This is a genomic window from Snodgrassella sp. B3088, assembly GCF_026535815.1.
Taxonomy (GTDB): Bacteria; Pseudomonadota; Gammaproteobacteria; order Burkholderiales; family Neisseriaceae; genus Snodgrassella; species Snodgrassella alvi_E.
In genome coordinates this window covers 101,546-118,701 of the sequence record NZ_JAFNPG010000011.1, presented here as the reverse complement: position 1 = coordinate 118,701, position 17,156 = coordinate 101,546, and the positions used below count along the sequence as shown (strand labels likewise).

General features: G+C 42.1%; 12 protein-coding genes. 8 read left to right on the top strand and 4 right to left on the bottom strand.

What is annotated here, in order from left to right; all coding sequences use genetic code 11:
• Positions 1–255: 255 nt before the first annotated feature.
• From J3U75_RS08830 to glmS, 4 genes are all read left to right on the top strand, one after another.
• Positions 256–495 (top strand): FeoA family protein, encoded by a 240-nt coding sequence (locus tag J3U75_RS08830; protein ID WP_100140709.1) that lies wholly within the window; start codon positions 256–258, stop codon positions 493–495.
• A complete protein-coding gene (gene feoB, locus J3U75_RS08825) occupies positions 495–2,819 on the top strand; it encodes a Fe(2+) transporter permease subunit FeoB (RefSeq protein WP_267391592.1) in 2,325 nt (774 codons plus the stop codon). Before J3U75_RS08830 ends, feoB begins: the two co-directional genes overlap by 1 nt.
• Positions 2,820–2,952: 133 nt before the next feature.
• Entirely contained in the window at positions 2,953–3,279 is a 327-nt protein-coding gene (locus J3U75_RS08820; protein WP_267391591.1) for a FeoC-like transcriptional regulator, read from the top strand.
• A gap of 353 nt (positions 3,280–3,632) precedes the next feature.
• Complete coding sequence (gene glmS, locus J3U75_RS08815) at positions 3,633–5,474, top strand: glutamine--fructose-6-phosphate transaminase (isomerizing) (protein ID WP_267391590.1); 1,842 nt, start codon at positions 3,633–3,635, stop codon at positions 5,472–5,474.
• Between the two features lie 66 nt (positions 5,475–5,540).
• Here glmS and J3U75_RS08810 read toward each other — a convergent pair whose 3' ends face one another.
• Entirely contained in the window at positions 5,541–9,797 is a 4,257-nt protein-coding gene (locus tag J3U75_RS08810; RefSeq protein ID WP_267391589.1) for a hypothetical protein, read from the bottom strand.
• Between the two features lie 611 nt (positions 9,798–10,408).
• Between J3U75_RS08810 and hutW the strand changes: the two genes are divergently transcribed.
• From hutW to J3U75_RS08795, 3 genes are read left to right on the top strand one after another with little or no spacing between them, the layout of a single operon-like run.
• Complete coding sequence (gene hutW, locus J3U75_RS08805) at positions 10,409–11,791, top strand: heme anaerobic degradation radical SAM methyltransferase ChuW/HutW (RefSeq protein WP_267391588.1); 1,383 nt, start codon at positions 10,409–10,411, stop codon at positions 11,789–11,791.
• A gap of 42 nt (positions 11,792–11,833) precedes the next feature.
• Entirely contained in the window at positions 11,834–12,346 is a 513-nt protein-coding gene (gene hutX / locus J3U75_RS08800; RefSeq protein ID WP_267391587.1) for a heme utilization cystosolic carrier protein HutX, read from the top strand.
• On the top strand, positions 12,346–12,990 hold the full coding sequence (locus J3U75_RS08795) for an NAD(P)H-binding protein (protein ID WP_267391586.1): 645 nt from the start codon (positions 12,346–12,348) through the stop codon (positions 12,988–12,990). The genes hutX and J3U75_RS08795 overlap by 1 nt, the downstream gene beginning before the upstream one ends.
• A gap of 108 nt (positions 12,991–13,098) precedes the next feature.
• Here the strand turns inward: J3U75_RS08795 and J3U75_RS08790 are convergent, their stop codons facing one another.
• The 3 genes from J3U75_RS08790 to J3U75_RS08780 all read right to left on the bottom strand — a co-directional run bounded on the left by J3U75_RS08790 (position 13,099) and on the right by J3U75_RS08780 (position 16,037).
• Positions 13,099–13,437, bottom strand: a complete 339-nt coding sequence (locus J3U75_RS08790; RefSeq protein ID WP_267391585.1) for a zinc ribbon domain-containing protein YjdM — start codon at positions 13,435–13,437, stop codon at positions 13,099–13,101.
• A 113-nt stretch (positions 13,438–13,550) separates the two neighbouring features.
• Positions 13,551–14,339 carry a YaaA family protein gene (locus J3U75_RS08785; RefSeq protein ID WP_267391584.1) on the bottom strand — a complete coding sequence of 263 codons (789 nt, stop codon included), beginning with the start codon at positions 14,337–14,339 and terminating at the stop codon, positions 13,551–13,553.
• Between the two features lie 306 nt (positions 14,340–14,645).
• Complete coding sequence (locus J3U75_RS08780; protein WP_100140785.1) at positions 14,646–16,037, bottom strand: NAD-dependent succinate-semialdehyde dehydrogenase; 1,392 nt, start codon at positions 16,035–16,037, stop codon at positions 14,646–14,648.
• Between the two features lie 473 nt (positions 16,038–16,510).
• Here J3U75_RS08780 and J3U75_RS08775 point away from each other — a divergent pair, with 473 nt between their 5' ends.
• Positions 16,511–17,062 (top strand): flavodoxin family protein, encoded by a 552-nt coding sequence (locus J3U75_RS08775; RefSeq protein ID WP_100140719.1) that lies wholly within the window; start codon positions 16,511–16,513, stop codon positions 17,060–17,062.
• Positions 17,063–17,156: the final 94 nt, after the last annotated feature.

Below are 17,156 nucleotides of genomic sequence, written 5' to 3'. Positions count from 1 at the left end.
CTTTTTGCACCTTTCCCAAAACTGACTAAAAATCTGTATATATCCTTACACAAGCAGCAGTAAATTCAACACATCGGAATTATAATCTGCAAAAACATCACATACACAAGCGCTTTCTTGACATTACTGTTTAACAACAGCGACTCCCTTAGCAAACCTTGCATGCAAATTAACAAGCAAAAGTAATATCATGCACAATAAAAATGATTCCCAATAAAAACAACAAACCAAATCTACCACCTAAGGTTTAGCGCAGTGTCAACACTAACTCTCGATCAACTACCGTTCGGGCAACCGGCAGTTATTACCCGACTGTTGCCCGAATCTATGCCATTTCGCCGCCGCTTGTTAGCCATGGGCATCACTCCCGGCAGCCACGTTACTGTTATCCGTACCGCCCCCATGGGCGACCCTCTGGAAATCAAAACCCGTGGTTTTTACCTGTGCCTGCGCCGCAGCGAAGCACAGGCTATTGGCGTAGTTGAGGCTGAGTAATGAAAATAGCATTAATCGGCAACCCCAACAGCGGCAAAAGCACATTATTTAACGCCCTTACCGGCTCTCGCCAGCAAGTAGGCAACTGGCCAGGTGTTACTGTAGAGCGCAAAATTGGCAGTACCCAGATAAATGGGCAGTCAGTAGAAATCGTCGACCTGCCCGGTACCTATGCCATCGAAAACCTCGACATGGCAGCCTCACAGGACGAAATGATCGCGCGCGAGTTCGTGCTCAACGAACCTGACACCCTAATTATCAATATAATCGATGCTACCAACCTGCAACGCAGCCTGTACCTTACCTTTCAGCTGCTTGATCTGAAAAAGCCAATGCTGGTCGTACTCAACATGATGGATGCCCTGCAGAACATGGGCGAAAACATCAATATCAGTACCCTTACCCAGCAGCTTGGCTGCCCTGTCATAGCTATATCCGCAGCGAAAAAGATGGGTTTAATACAATTGCAGCAAGCAATCAGCAAAGCTTTCAGCCAGCCTGCAGCTGCTGACCCGCAACTGGACACCCTCGGAAAAAAACAAAGTGATATCATCCGCCACTATCTGTCGCAACTGCCGGCAGACAGTGTAGTAAACCAAATTGATCAATGGTCATTAATTGAACTGCTGCTAAAACAAAGTTCTATTTCTCTTAGCAGTGACGAAGAGCACATTGTTCAGCAATGTCGCGACGAACTATCTAGTTGGTGTAACTATGAAATCGACATCGCACTGGCTAGCTCTCGTTACGATGCCATTGACCAGCTAAGCCGTACGGTTATCGAAAAACCACGTGAAGCAAACCAATCACTATCCGACAAAATCGACCGTTTTACCCTAGGTCGATATACCGGCATACCGTTTTTTCTGTTTGTCATGTACCTTATGTTTATGCTGGCAGTAAAATTCGGCTCCGTATTCATCGACTTTTTCGATGTTCTTTTTGGCACAATATTTGTAGATGGCTTTTCTACCTTACTTACCCATATTGGCTCACCAGAATGGCTGATAGCTATACTGGCTAACGGCATCGGTAGCGGCATCCAAACTGTAGCCACCTTTATCCCTGTCATTGCCGCCATGTTTCTGTGTTTGTCGTTTCTCGAGGATTCCGGCTATCTGGCACGAGCAGCCATGGTTGTAGACAGAGGCATGCGTGCCATCGGTTTACCGGGTAAAGCGTTCGTTCCCATGCTCGTTGGTTTCGGCTGCGGTGTGCCAGCCATTATGGGCACACGCACCCTAGACTGCGCACGTGACCGTCTGATGTCCATCAGCATGATTCCGTTTATGTCTTGTGGCGCCAGATTACCCGTCTATACCTTATTTGCCGTTATCTTCTTTCCTAATAATGCTTCCAGTGTCGTATTTATCTTGTATTTACTCGGTATCGGTGTCGCCATCTTTACCGGCCTGATACTCAAACACACTTTGCTACCGGGTGATACCACACCATTTATCATGGAAATGCCCGCCTATCGCCTACCAACACTACGTGGCATGCTCTACCTCACATGGTCACGCTTAAAAGGGTTTATTTTCCGTGCCGGACAAGCCATCGTGCTGATGGTTACCATTCTTAGCCTGCTCAACTCCCTTGGAAGCGACGGTTCATTTGGCCACCCCGATAGCAGCCAGTCTGTACTATCTGTAGCCAGCCAAAAAATCACACCCGTGTTTACCCCAATGGGTATCAGCGAACAAAACTGGCCAGCCACCGTTGGCATCTTCACCGGCATCTTTGCCAAAGAGGCCGTTATCGCCACGCTTAATTCCCTCTACTCAATGAAAGCAGAAGAAGACGGTGGCGAGGAAGAATTCAACCTGCAAGCCGGCATCATCAAAGCTTTGAAAACCATTCCTGCCAACCTTAGCGAAATGGCCGGCTCATTTCTTGACCCGCTTGGCTTCAGAGCCCTTGACGAAAATACAGCCAGCGTCCAGCAGGACATGGACATCAGCAGCCGTACCATAACTAAACTTGAAAGTTCCTTTGGTGGCAGCGCCGCTGCCATGGCATATTTGATATTCATTTTGCTCTACACCCCCTGTGCCGCTGCGCTTGGTACCATCTACCGCGAAGCCGGCTGGCGCTGGATGCTATTTGTTGCTGGCTGGACATTCCTCACTGGCTGGAGCTGTGCCACCGTCTACTACCAGTATCACCAGCTCAGCCGTTCGGCCAGTGCCTCCTACTGGATTGGTGGTGTAGCTATTTTACTGATCCTCGTAATCTGTGCCATGAAAATCATCGGTAGCCGGCGCCAAACCTGTCAGATAGCCATGAAAACCTGTCCACATAGCAAAGGCAGCTGCTGCCACTGACCAGATGCACATTTTTACCAGCCGCTAAAACAGATTTACCCAAACAGATAGTGATATCTGCCCTATCGTCACTATCTGTTTGTTTTCAGATACCTAACCAACAGGAACCATAAAAGCACAGGATAGACAAAATATGCTCATCACTGCCATTCGCGATTACCTTATCAGCATCGGACAGGCCAGCCTGCAAGATTTAGCACGCCATTTCCAAGTACAGGAAAGCGCTATGGAACAAATGCTCAGCTTTTGGCTGCGTAAAGGAACCATACGCCAAATTAGTCTTACTCAGCCCGGATGTAGTCCAAACCAATGCAGCAACTGCTTCGCCTGTCCCGATGGTGCCAAAAAAATTTATCAGGTCATCAGCAGCCCCCGCAAAACCATCCCCATCACCTCCGCACAACACAGCATCGAAAAAAGCCAGATTCAGTCAAAATTGATTAGCAAAGTGACAGCATAAATCAATACCAGCAACATACCGCATGTAAGTACAACCGCCGTCGACCAGCATATAAAAAATCAACTTTATTGATAAATAAAAATAAATTTTCCTAAATCATTAACACAACCCAACCACATCCCTACCGAATAAACAAACACTCAGCTGCCTGCATCAGCAAACATTACTGTGCAAAACGCCTATTTCCATTACAATCGTCTTCTTAAGCAATTGAAAACAGCATAGACAGGCATGGCACTGCGCACCAAATAGACGACCGCTGCATTCATCTCTCATACACAACAGCCGCGGCCAGTCTTACCCTTCACACGCGCAGCCACACCAGCAACCAGCCTGTAGTAAAAGGATAAAACATGTGTGGCATAGTTGGCGCCATTCGCGCTCAGAATAACGTAGTAGAATTTTTAACCAGCGGTCTGGAACGACTGGAATATCGCGGTTATGACTCCTCTGGTATTGCCGTCTGGACACCCAATGGCATAGAGCGCGTACGTCGCGTCGGCCGCGTTAAACTAATGGAAGAAGCCGCACAAGCCGCAGGTCTAAAAGGCAGCCTTGGCATCGGCCATACCCGATGGGCAACACACGGCGGTGTTACCGAACCCAATGCCCATCCCCATATTTCAAATAACCTGATAGCCATCGTCCATAACGGCATCATCGAAAACTTCGAAAGCGAACGCAACCGCCTCGAAGCACTGGGCTATCAGTTCACCTCACAAACCGATACCGAAGTGATTGCCCACAGCATTCATTACGAATACACCCACAGCAGCAATGGCAACCTTTTTCAAGCAGTACAACACGCCTGCCAGCGTTTCCAAGGAGCCTACGCCATCGGCGTTATCGCTCGCGATAACCCCGAAAAACTGGTAGCCGCCCGCATGGGCTGCCCGCTGTTAGTGGCACTGGGCGAAAACGAAAGCTTTATCGCCTCGGATGTCTCCGCTGTAATTGCCTATACACGCCGCGTGGTATTCTTGGAAGATGGCGATATCGTACAGTTATCCACAGACGGCATCGACCTGCTGCTCGACAAACACCAGCAACCGGTGGAACGCGAAATCAAAATGTCCGAACTGTCACTCGCATCGCTCGAACTTGGCCTGTACAGCCACTTTATGCAGAAAGAAATCCACGAACAGCCCAAAGCCATCACCGACACCGCCGAAGTATTTTTAGTTGGCGGCTTCGAACCGGCCAACTTCGGCATTAATGCTGCCGCCATCTTTGAGCGCATTCGCAGCATCAAAATTCTTGCCTGCGGCACCTCCTACTACGCCGCCCTAACCGCACGCTACTGGCTCGAAGCCATCGCCCAGATACCCACCGATGTGGAAATTGCCAGCGAATACCGCTACCGCAAAGTGATTGCTGACCCCGAACAACTGGTGATTACTATTTCCCAGTCCGGCGAAACCCTCGACACCATGGAGGCGCTCAAATATGCCCAATCACTGGGCATGCAGCACAGCCTCTCTATCTGCAACGTAATGGAATCTGCGCTGCCGCGCGAAAGCGAGCTGGTACTGTATACCCGTGCCGGTGCCGAAATCGGCGTTGCTTCCACTAAAGCCTTCACCACCCAGCTAGTGGCCTTGTTTGGTCTGGCGGTTACCCTAGGCAAAATGCGCGGACTGGTTACCCCTGAGGAAGAAGAGCAATACACCAGCGAACTGCGCCTGCTACCGGGCAGCATCCAGCATGTACTTAATCTGGAACCGCAAATCGCCGGCTGGGCAAACCAGTTTGCTGCCAAAAACAACGCCCTGTTTCTCGGCCGCGGCATCCACTACCCCATCGCCCTTGAAGGTGCACTGAAACTGAAAGAAATCACCTATATTCATGCAGAGGCTTATCCTGCCGGCGAACTCAAACACGGGCCATTGGCACTGGTAGACCAGAATATGCCGGTAGTGGTTATCGCGCCCAACGACAGCTTACTTGAGAAAGTCAAAGCCAATATGCAGGAAGTTGCAGCACGCGGCGGCGAACTGTTTGTCTTTACCGATTTAGACAGCGAATTCACCGCCGGCGAAGGTGTACATGTTATTCGCACACCACGACATATGGGTGTACTGTCGCCAATTGTTCACACCATACCGGTACAGCTACTGGCGTATCACACCGCACTGGCACGGGGTACCGATGTGGATAAACCGCGTAATCTGGCAAAATCGGTGACGGTGGAGTAAGTTTAATTTTATTTTCCATGGTTAAAGCTAAATAAATCCTCTACTTAAATTCAAAACGTAGGGGATTTATAATTTCATCTTGCAATTATTGTTTATTTTACTGGAAAACTTTTTCTTACCCTTATTTTTATCTTCGTAATCATTTAACATCGATGAAAATTTGCCTTTTATTTTTTTATCTGAACCGGACAAAAAGTAGACTCCTGAAAGTTCATTAGTTTTATATTTATCAAAGCCAGCACCTGCACACTTTTTAAAAAAAGATTTCTCACCTTCAAATGTCCAAAAAATCTGCAAATTATTTTTAGAAAGAAAATCTAAAAAAGGTTCTTTTTTAATCAAAAGAGTATATTGATTTTCTGATACATCATTCACAAAAATGCAAATGGGTTCCTTATTTTTATTAGCCCATTCGTAGAAACTATCATTACAGCTCAAATCCATTTCATTATATATTTCTCGACAGGGAATTATTGCCCAATAACTTTTATTACCATAAATTTCTTCCCATTTATGATTGATGACACATGGTAAAATATTAAACGATTTTTCTAATTCAGATGTCCCTGAATCGAGTTGAATACATTCCCACATATTATGTGGAAGTCCTGTAAAAGATTGCATTAAATAGAATTTTTTATAATCTATATTATAAATAGTAAATGCTTCATTTTTGATAATTCTATGAAAGGAAAATTTTTCAATCATTGATTTCACTTCATTAAATTCATTTATTTTTACAAAATAGCCATTAATTGAGAACCTAAAATTTTTAAATTCTTTTCTAAAATCCAATTTATCCGGTTCATCCTGATTAATGATTCTTTTCAGTACTAACCATTTTTCGCCATTTATTGTTTGTTCAATCAATGCAGGAATATCAGGTATATCTTTGAAGTTTTTAATCCAAATATTTTGATTTTTCTTCCAAAAATCTTGCGCAATGAAGCGTAAATCTTTTCTAAGTTTATAGTGAAATGTTTCCTCTTGATTAGAAGGCAAAATATATATTTGTATTTTGGGTAAAGCAAATTCATCAATTTCTTTTAGCCATTCATTTTTTTTGTCATGACTATTTTCAGTTACGAAAACCTGATAGTTATCCATTACTCTGGCTAATACTTCACTCAAAGCCAACCATTGGTATTTCTTACCAATACGCTCTATTTTATCGTAGCGATTGTTATCAGATATGTATTTATCAAATGATGCATGTTTATCTTCATCATACCCGTATTTTGTAAATATTAAATAGCATGCATAATTACTTAATAAGTTAGCATTGATACCTTCAACTTGTTTAAAACTTTCATTCCAAAATCTTAAGCTTGCTTCAAACACATAACGGCCAAAATCACCATATTCACCTGAATTTCTGCCTAACCCTGGACGCATCGAATGTGTTATTATTTGCTGATGCAGTGTAGTAAATTTATTATCGATTTCTTCATTCGTTGGCAAACGTTCAGGTAAGATACTGTTATAGGGTGGCGTTATTCTATTACGAATCTGTAAAACCTTCTCTATAGAATATTCATTTTTTAATAATGAAAACTCTATAATATAGCGAGCATGGTCTCGAACAATAACATTTGGGCAGATTTCTTCACCATTGGCTTTATTAAAAATAGAATTATCAATCGTATTTGCTAATTCTTTCAGACCACCTAAGTTTTCTGAATTTAGTGCCGCAGCTTCAATGGCGGCCAATATTCCTTGCAATATATAAGGGTCATTGATTTTTTCAAATAACTTAAAAATTTTATTAGCCAAAGTTAAACGATTAACAAACAAATAAGATAATGAAATTAATGCATTATTACGTTGTTTAATATATGTTACAGGCAGTACCCAACATAATGATATGGCTATTAATGATAGCATCTCTATATCATATTCTTTGTTTTTATTTTGTCTGCACCATTCCAATAATCTTTTAATGGCAAGAAATTTGTTCTGATAGCTCTGCAAGTTTTTTAAATACGATACTAATCTCGCTGACCATTGGGCATCTCTATCTCCCATAGACATAGGAAATAGTAGCTTATTCAGATAATAACTATTAAGTGGATTTTTAGGTTCAATTGCTAACTGATATATAGAATCTATAAAAATATTGTTATCGACTCTATCAAGATTTTGAATTATAAAATTGGTCAAGTGTGTTACATTTATAGATTCTGGCCTTCGCCAAGGCAGATTTCTGATAACAAGATTGATTATATTCGAACGATATTGACTCCCTCGGTTATTCCATATATCTGTTTCAAACAATTCGAATCCTAACTGCTCTGGGATTAAAACACTGAAAGCTTCCCATAACTTTTGATGTTGATAAAATTCAAAAGTAAAATTTTGCCCTTGATTTGTATTTAACCAATTATTAAATTGGTGAACATTAGCTATATCTTGCAGGATAGACTGAGCAGATAAAAAATCACCTATTCGCTCGTATGTGAAATAAATAAATTCTTTTTCATTTTGCGTAAATGTATTCAAAAAACCTTTTTTTTGCAGTAAATTTATAAGTTTTTTGACTGAATCAATATCAATTACATCTTGTAACTCTTTTCTGATGTACTGCCGAATTGACACATAGTCTGTACATATTCCATTAAGATTATCTTCTACAATTTTATTTATAACACGCTGAACCAAATTTAAACTTAATGGCTCATCCATTTCTTCAGCAATTTCTCTCTCAACATTTTGAACATAACTGAAAATAAGTAAATTTATCCCAATTCCACCTTTAGGTATTATTTTATTTGGCTGTTTCTGCAAATTTTCGCAATATAATTTTAGATATAGTGGATTATTAAACTCGCGATTAAGTAAAGGAATTGTCGGATACGGAAGGTTATAAAGATCAAAAAAAGATTCTATAGCTATTAATCCATTTTCAGCAAAACCTTGATGCTCAATTATACAAATTTGCTTTTTTATTTCTGGATTCAATTTTTCATATATAACTTCTTGATAAGTATTCCGAATACTTAAAATTAGCCCAATATATGGATGTTCTTGAATTTCTCTGATAAAACTATTTAAATTATTCTGCCATAACAATTTGTCTCTACTTTCGTTTAACGCATCAATTACAAGAAAAATCCTTTCTTTTTGGGCTTCAGCAATTGAATCAAGAATAGATAAAAACAAATTAGACGACATATCAGAACCTAAATTTAATTTATTATCTATAATCTGTCGCCAAAGATTTGAACTTTCTGTAAATTGCTGTCCTAGAAAAAAAAGAGAAAATTTATTATTATCGTATCTAAAATTTATTAGATCGGCTAACAAATGAGATTTACCCACACCTGCTTCACCAGTTAACCATAGAACATTTCCATTGAATAACTTAATTTCATTTGAATTTAATATTTCATCAAATAATGAATTTAAATACATTAAAATAATATCAACATCTTTTTTAATATCGATATTTTCATTAACTAATTTATTTTCAGCAAACTTACAAATCTTCAGTATAAATGATCTTATACATTTACTGATAGCATTAACAGGAATCTTATTCTCAATATTGTAATTATTTAAATTTAATTTTCTTCGTAAATGTTTAAATTTTTTTTCAGCTTCATTTTTTAAGTCTGGAAACTTTGACAGTGAAGGAATTTCTTTATAAATTTGAATTAATATATCATTAATATTATTTAAAATATCCTTATTATATTTTTTATCTCGAGATAATGCTTTAAATTTTTCTGAAATTGGCAACTTTATATTAAATTTCGGAGTATATCTACGACCCAAATCTTCAATGGCAAGTTTATTTTGCCTTTTGAACCAATCACTATTAAATATTTTTTTTTGAAACCAAAAATATATTCTTCCTTCATTTTTTTTCAGCGATAAAAAACCAATTAACTCAGAACTACCCCAGAATTTTATGTCAACCTCCCTTCCCTTCTCCTTAGCCCATTCTTTCCATTCCAGCACTTTGTTATCCCATTTGTTTCTAAAAGATTCTTTTCCTTTTACACAAGGATTATTTCTATCCAGCGGTACACATAGAAAAAAATGGGTCAGATTAGGATAATTAGTCACGGCGTTTTCAAAAGAATCTTTTATTTGCTGCCATTGAATACTGGTAAAACTATACAGAAAATATTTAGCCTGCCAGCCATACACCCTGCCATCATCAAATTTGCAGATGGCTTCCAGTCCTCCGTCTGGGGTACCAAAGCGTGTAAATTCGCCTTCATTACCAAACTCCTCCCGAGCCAACTGGCACACCAGTTCTTCGAAAGCATTATTCTGGGAACCATTAAACGGTCGGATTTGGTGCCAGTCTATTACCATGTTCTCACTCAGCTTAATTCATCAGTTATTCATATACTTTATGTTTTAATTTTAGCAAAGAATAAGCTAGGACAATGACTACTTAGACCAAATTATCCGGAGGGCTAGCTAAAACAGAACAGAATTAAAAAAGTGAGGACTAAAAATAACCGCAGTACTTAATGGTTAATGGCAATACAAAAAGTATGGATTCGCAATATTCCATGATACTGCTCAAAATGTAAGCAGTTAATTTTTAAATTTTTTCAGTACCCAAGTGTTAACTACAGCCAGTCGTGTAGAGTTTGGTAAATTATTAGTTATTTTAAATTTTATATACCAGATCCATTAGTAAGATAGCAGTTGGGATGTTGGATTGGTTGGTAATGATTAATCCGTCTGGAAATATCAGTGTAGCTACACTAATTTAATCGCATTATTTTTTCCGCATGTTGCTCATCAAGCATGCAGGTAGGGGCACTTTAGTACATCATCTAACAGTATCTTAGCAATTTTATGTCTGTTGATATGTGTCAATAAAGCGGAAGTTGTAGCATTTTGCTGACTTAAAACCATTGCCATATGAGAATAATTATTATTTAATCCTGACACTTTGATTTGATGTCTGTGTTATGAACTCTTTGGATTTAAGCCGTTTTTACGCCGCCTCTGCGGAGCTGCCGTTTCAGGATAGATGGGCGATGATGCCATTACGTGCCAGTTTGCCTTTAGCTGCTGAAAAGATAGAAAAGCAATGGACTTTATTGCAGCAATCGCCAATATCTGGCAATAAAAGGCTGATTTATATTCATATTCCTTTTTGTGAAACGCATTGTCAGTTTTGTGGTTTTTACCAGAATCTGCTGCGCAAATTTGATACGGATAAGTATATAACGACTTTACTAGCTGAGATTGCTCTGGAAATGAATAATCCGGTGATGCAGTCTGCTCCGATTCACGCTGTTTATTTTGGGGGCGGTACGCCATCTGCTCTGCCCTCCGGCCAACTGGCGCGGGTTATCAGCTTACTCAGACAATCTTTGCCACTGGCGCCAGATTGTGAAATTACGATTGAGGGGCGAATTTCTGATTTTGATGAGGCACGTACAGAAAGTTATATTGCCGCCGGTGCGAATCGGTTTTCTATCGGTGTGCAAACTTTTGATACGGATATCCGGCAGAAGCTGGGACGTTTATCCAGCCGTGAGCAGATTGTTGAGACATTTGAGCGTATTGGGCGGCTAGACTGTGTGGCACTGGTGTGTGATTTGATGTTCGGTTTGCCGGGGCAAACTGTGCAAAGCTGGCAGCCTGATCTGGAGCTGGCCGCCGCTTTGCCGCTGGACGGGTTAGATTTGTATGCATTGAATCTGCTGCCAACTACGCCTTTGGCTAGAAGAGTAGATAAAGGACAGCTTGAATTGCCGGCCGTGGCAGCTAAATGTGATTTTTATTTACAAGGTGAGGCATTTTTACGCCAGCAGGGCTGGATGCAATTGAGTAACAGCCATTGGGCAAAAACCACGCGTGAACGAAATTTATATAACCTGTTAATTAAGCAGGGAGCAGATTTTTTTGCTTTTGGCTCCGGCGCAGGTGGGCGTTTAAATGGGCATTCGTTTATGCTGCATCGTGATCTGGCTGAATACTATACACTGATGCAGTCAGGTAAAAAGCCTTTGATGATGCTAACGGATAAATCATTGTTGGGTAGCTGGTTACATCAGCTTCAGGCAGGGATTGAAGTGGGACGGGTGAATTTACCCGCGCTAACGTCTCAGGCGGAATTGTTGGAACCGCTGCTTATGCAGTGGCAGCAGGCTGGTCTGCTGGTCAATGAAAGGGGCTACGTGCGTTTAACGCCGTCTGGCCGTTTTTGGTCAAGTAATCTGTTGCAAGCATTGCAGCAGTTACTGCTGGCTTTAAATAATCCTGAACATATTGAGTGGCAGGAAAAAATGATGCAACGCCACCCCACCGGCAAACCAATACAGCGTTTTGCCACAACGTCGTGACAAAAATACGTTTAGTCCAATTGACTTGATTAAGGGAAAACGATGACAAAACATTCACAAAACAATAATCTGCAACTATTTATGCGTAGCAATCCAGAAGGGACGCTGGAACAGATTGCGCAACAATATCAGGTGACACTGGCTGAGGTGATTAAGGCAATACCGGATGTGGTGATAACCGCTGGCAGCCACTTTGATGCAGTGTGGCAAGATGTGCAATCATGGGGAGAAATTACTTTTCTGGTGCATACAGCAGATATTATTGCGGAATTTTCGGGTTTACTACCAGCAGGTAAATATGGTGCCGGTTATTTCAATCTGCAACATCAGCAGGGGTTCGGCGGCCATATTCGCGCAGAAAACTGTGCGCAGATTGCTTTTGTAGAACGCAGTTTTATGCAAATGGCTACGGCGTCGATTATTTTTCTCAACCAGCATGGTGACGCAATGTTTAAAATTTTTGTGGGGCGAGATGAGCAGCGGCAGCTGAAAGCAGAACAATTAAATAAGTTCCGCAGTCTGGCACAGCGTTTTGCCACCACACAGGAGCAATGATGAAAACATTACTGTTGTTCGGGGTAAGCCAAAAAATGGGCACAGCTTATCAGGTATTGCAGCAGGCTTTACAACAAGCCGGTCGCTGGCGCTGTGTGGCACTGGTACGGGATGAGGATTTTTCCCGCCAGTTACAACAGCAAGGAGTGGAAACAATAGTTGGTGATGCCACGAATGAATCCAGTGTGCGCGAAGTGTGCAAGCTAGCTGGTCAGGATACTGTGATTGTGTCTACCTTGGGTGGTTCGGCAGGCGCGCACTATCTGGCACAGCGGTTGATTATTGATACGGCAGAGCTATGTGGTATCGGCCAGATGCTGCTGGTGACATCATTGGGCTGTGGTGATACTTGGGGAACAATGTCAGAGCGTGCGAAAAAAGCTTTCGGACATGCAGTGCGAGAAAAATCTCTAGCTGAGGTGTGGCTGCAAACCAGTACGCTAAATTATGAGATTTTGCGTCCGGGTGGTCTGGCGCAAGGTGAAGCTACTGGCACTGGCAAGTGTTTTTATCAGCAGCAGGTACAGGGTTATATTCATAGAGCAGAGTTAGCGCGGATAATTTTACAAAGAATCAGTGCGGATAAGCTTGATAACCGTGTGTATGCTGTAGTTGATCCGGGGCTTGATACTGTGGATAACTAAGCAGTAATAACAGTTTGTGGATAATTAAATGATCCACATATAAAAACCGCCAGTCTACAATGCTTTGTTTAGGCACTTAGATTGGCGGTATTTCTATCGTTCAGTGTATCAGGCTTTTTTAACAAAGCATGCCTTGAGCATGATTTTCATACCGTCTACTTTACAGTCTATCTCGTGGTCACCTTCAACCAGACGGATTCCTTTGGCTTTGGCACCTTTTTTTAATACGGTGCTACTGCCTTTAAGCTTGAGGTCTTTAATCAGAATCACATCATCACCGTTGGCTAACGGATTGCCGTTACTGTCTTTGACATCCAGCTCCTGTGTGGCTGAAGTTGTACTATTAGCATCCCATTCATGTCCGCATTCGAGGCAAACAGTAAAAGTGCCATCAAAGTAATTTTGTTCACTAGCGCATTGCGGGCAAATCGGCGTTGTTTCAGACATGGTCAGATCTCTATATGGTTTAAAGCGGGGATTGTACCGAAATCTACTGCAACCACCACATTTTTATGTGTAACTTACGCGCTTTTTCAGCCGTTAGTATCCGGATGCTGAAATTAATTCCGATTTTGATACTGCTGCGCCGTTTTTTCAGAACGTTTAAACACCAGCTCGTGTTCATTCGATTCTTTTGCACAATACTGGTAACCATGGTCGCTGAATTCATGCAGCATTTTAGACGACTCAAGTTTGTTTCGCACAATAAAGCGAGTCATCAAACCCATCGCTTCTTTATCATAGGCGTTGACATTCATGTATTTACCGGCTTTTTCATCGAGAAATACAGGTTTAATTATTTTGGCTTTCAGTTTATCGCTATCAATTACTTTGAAATAATTGTCAAAGGCTAAGTCGATGATGGTATCGGTTTCAATCTGATTCAAATGGTTGGTGAGAATGTCATGCCAGAAATGATACAAATTGATTCCCTTTGGATTTTCCAGTCGCACGTTCATACTCAGACGATACGGTTGAATTAAATCCAGTGGCCGCAGTAAACCATAAAGTCCAGAAAGAATGGATACCGTTTTCTGCATGTAGTCTAGTTCGTGCAATGATAATTCACTGACGCGCAGACTATTGTAAATATCACCGCCATAGGCAAAGATAGCCTGTAAAGCATTATCGAGGGTAAATGGCGGCTTCCAATCGCGAAAGCGTTGCTGATTCACTTCAGCCAGATGCGGGCTAATGTGCATAATTTCTTCTAATTGTTTGAGGCTAAGTTTGCGGCAGATCTGTACCAGCTGTTCACTCTGTGTCAGAAATTGCGGCTGGCTATAAGTTTCGCTCAGGCGCGGATTAGCAAAGTCTTGTGTAGTGGGTGCGGCGATTATGGTTAGCATACTGCCTCCTGTCTATTTGCTGGCACGCTTTAAAAAGCTAATTATTATCAACATGATGGTACACATGAAGTTCATTAAACTACTTTAGCTGAAAAATGATTGGAGCAGGATAAGTTGGCTGACTTTTACCACAATGCTACATTTATATTACATTTCAGTAATATATCTGTCTCATCTTTTAAACACTTCTGTTTGGATGGCTGTTGGCCCAATGTTATTCAGACAAAATATTTGTGAAAGAATTATCTTAAAAATAAAAAACGGGGCTGCTATTTGTCCAGCAGCCCCGTTAGTTTTCAAACAAATTTAGAATTCAGCGTCGATGTCTGCAATACTTACCAGTTTAGCATTCACGAATTCTTTTAATCCTAAATCAAGCAATTCGCGTCCGAAGCCGGAGCGTTTCACGCCACCAAACGGCAAATCAGCTTTAACCATGGTGGGATGATTAATAAAGACCATACCCGTATCAATCTGCTGAGCCAGTTTGGCACCGCGTTCTTCATCAGACGTAAAGATAGAACCACCTAAGCCATATGGGGTATCGTTGGCGATTTCAATGGCATGAGCTGCATCTTTGGCGCGGTAAATAGAAGAAACCGGACCAAAAAATTCCCAGTGACGTGCCGGATTATCCGGCTGAATATTGGTCAGGATAACCGGTCGGAAAAAACAGCCTTGAGCAGGCATATCCAATGCAATTTCTTCAGCATGAGCTCCCAGTTTTACCGCTTCATCCAATTGTTGTTGCAAACCAGTCACCGCAGAGCGAGAAGATAGCGGTGCCAGTGTGGTAGCGGCATCCATCGGGTCACCCATGCGCAGCTGACGCACTCCTTCGCGGTACAGATTCAGGAAACGATCGTAAACACCTTCTTCTACAATAATGCGTTTGGCACTCACACACACCTGCCCTGCATTCCAGTGACGGCCAAATACAGCCCATTTGGCTGCTTTTTCGATATCGGCATCATTCAGAACGATAAATGCATCGGCGCCACCAAGCTCAAGAGTACATTTTTTTAATGCTGCTCCAGCCTGTGCAGCCACAATAGCACCAGCACCTTCTGAACCGGTTAAGGCTACACCGCGTACGCGCGGGTCGGCAATGATTTTTGCCAGTTGTGCATGCGTTGGGTACAGGTTCTGAAACGCACCATCCAGTAAACCAGCCTGTAACAGCATGGCAGCCATTTTGGCGGCACATTGCGGCACATTGGACGCATGTTTCAGCACAACCACATTACCGGCAGCAAGCTGCGGGGCTGCAATACGGGCAATCTGATAATATGGGAAGTTCCACGGCTCAACTGCCAAAATAATACCTTGTGGAGCAAACTCAATGCGAGCACGGTTGCCCTTGTTGGAAGTAACTGGCAACACTTCCGGCTGAAGCTGACGCTCAGCATGAACAGCATAATACTCAAAAATCTGCGCAGAAAGCTCGGTTTCAGCTTTAGCTTCGCTAAACAGTTTACCCATTTCCAGTGTCAGTAACTGGGCATATTCATCAATATTGGCTCGAAGAATATCAGCAGCATTCTGTAAAACACGCGCACGCTGGGCAAACGTAGTGTTTTTCCACTGTTTAAAAGCAGCATCTGCATGATTCAAAGCAGTTTCCAGTTCAACATCGGTGGTATCAGAAAATGCTTTTACCTGTTGCTCGGTGTAGGGATTGGTACTTGCGTACGCCATATATTTACCTTTCATTTATAGAAGTTACACCACGTTTGCTGCCCTTAAGCATACAAATGAATGGCTGCAGTTCGGGCAGGTTTTGAGACAATCTTTTGTGTTTAACTATCTGGAAATGGTTGTGTGCCTGATGTGAATGCTACCGCGCTTCTGTACACCAATATTTCAGATGAAATCAGGCGAGGTTTTCTTTTCATACCTGAAACGTTTCAGACATGATTATGTATTTAATTCAGTTTAACAATTATTTACTGCGTTATCAAGTATGCAACTAAACTGTGCAATATAGTCTTTCATCTGAGTCTGCAAAGGGTCGTTTCTGGATCAATTACCGGGTTGTAAAGAATTTTATACCCAAGCATTGATAGTTTACTGTCAGGCAATAATCCTCGTTTTTATTTCCTGAATCATACTTGCGATAGTAGCGCCACCCGCTTAAGCTGTTTTGGTAATTAATCATAAGGAACAGATACATGAGTAAACTAGCTATTTTGGTATTTTCCGGTTATGGCCATACACTTAAAATTGCTCAGGCAGCTGCAGCCGATACCGATGCTGTACTGGTAGAAATCGATGCCAATGGCGAGCTGGATGATGATCAGTGGCAGCAGTTGCATCAGGCCAAAGGTATTATCTTTGCCGCACCTACCTATATGGGCAATGTACCTTGGCAGTTTAAGAAAGTAGCCGACGCCACATCCGGCCTGTGGGCGGAGCGGGCATGGCAAAATAAAGTGTTTGGCGGCTTCACCAACAGTGCCAGTTTTAGTGGCGACAAACAAGTAACCTTAATCTGGATGCAGACACTGGCAGCACAGCATGGCGGCATCTGGGTAAGTCTCGGACTACTGCCGGCTAACTCCAAAGAAGCGGCGCGCAATGATGTAAATGTACTCGGAGGTTCCATCGGAGCAATGGTTCAGACACCAGCCGATGCCAGTGTCGATGAGATTCCAGCCGGTGATATCGAAACTGTAAAAATCTACGTAGCTCGAGTAAGTGAAATTGTAGACAAATTGGCCTGAGCTTTTCATTCTGTTTTTAGCTTACTTACAGAGTATCAGCCCGCCAGCCATTATTGTGTGTATTAACATTCAAAATAAGCTGAAGCGGGCTATT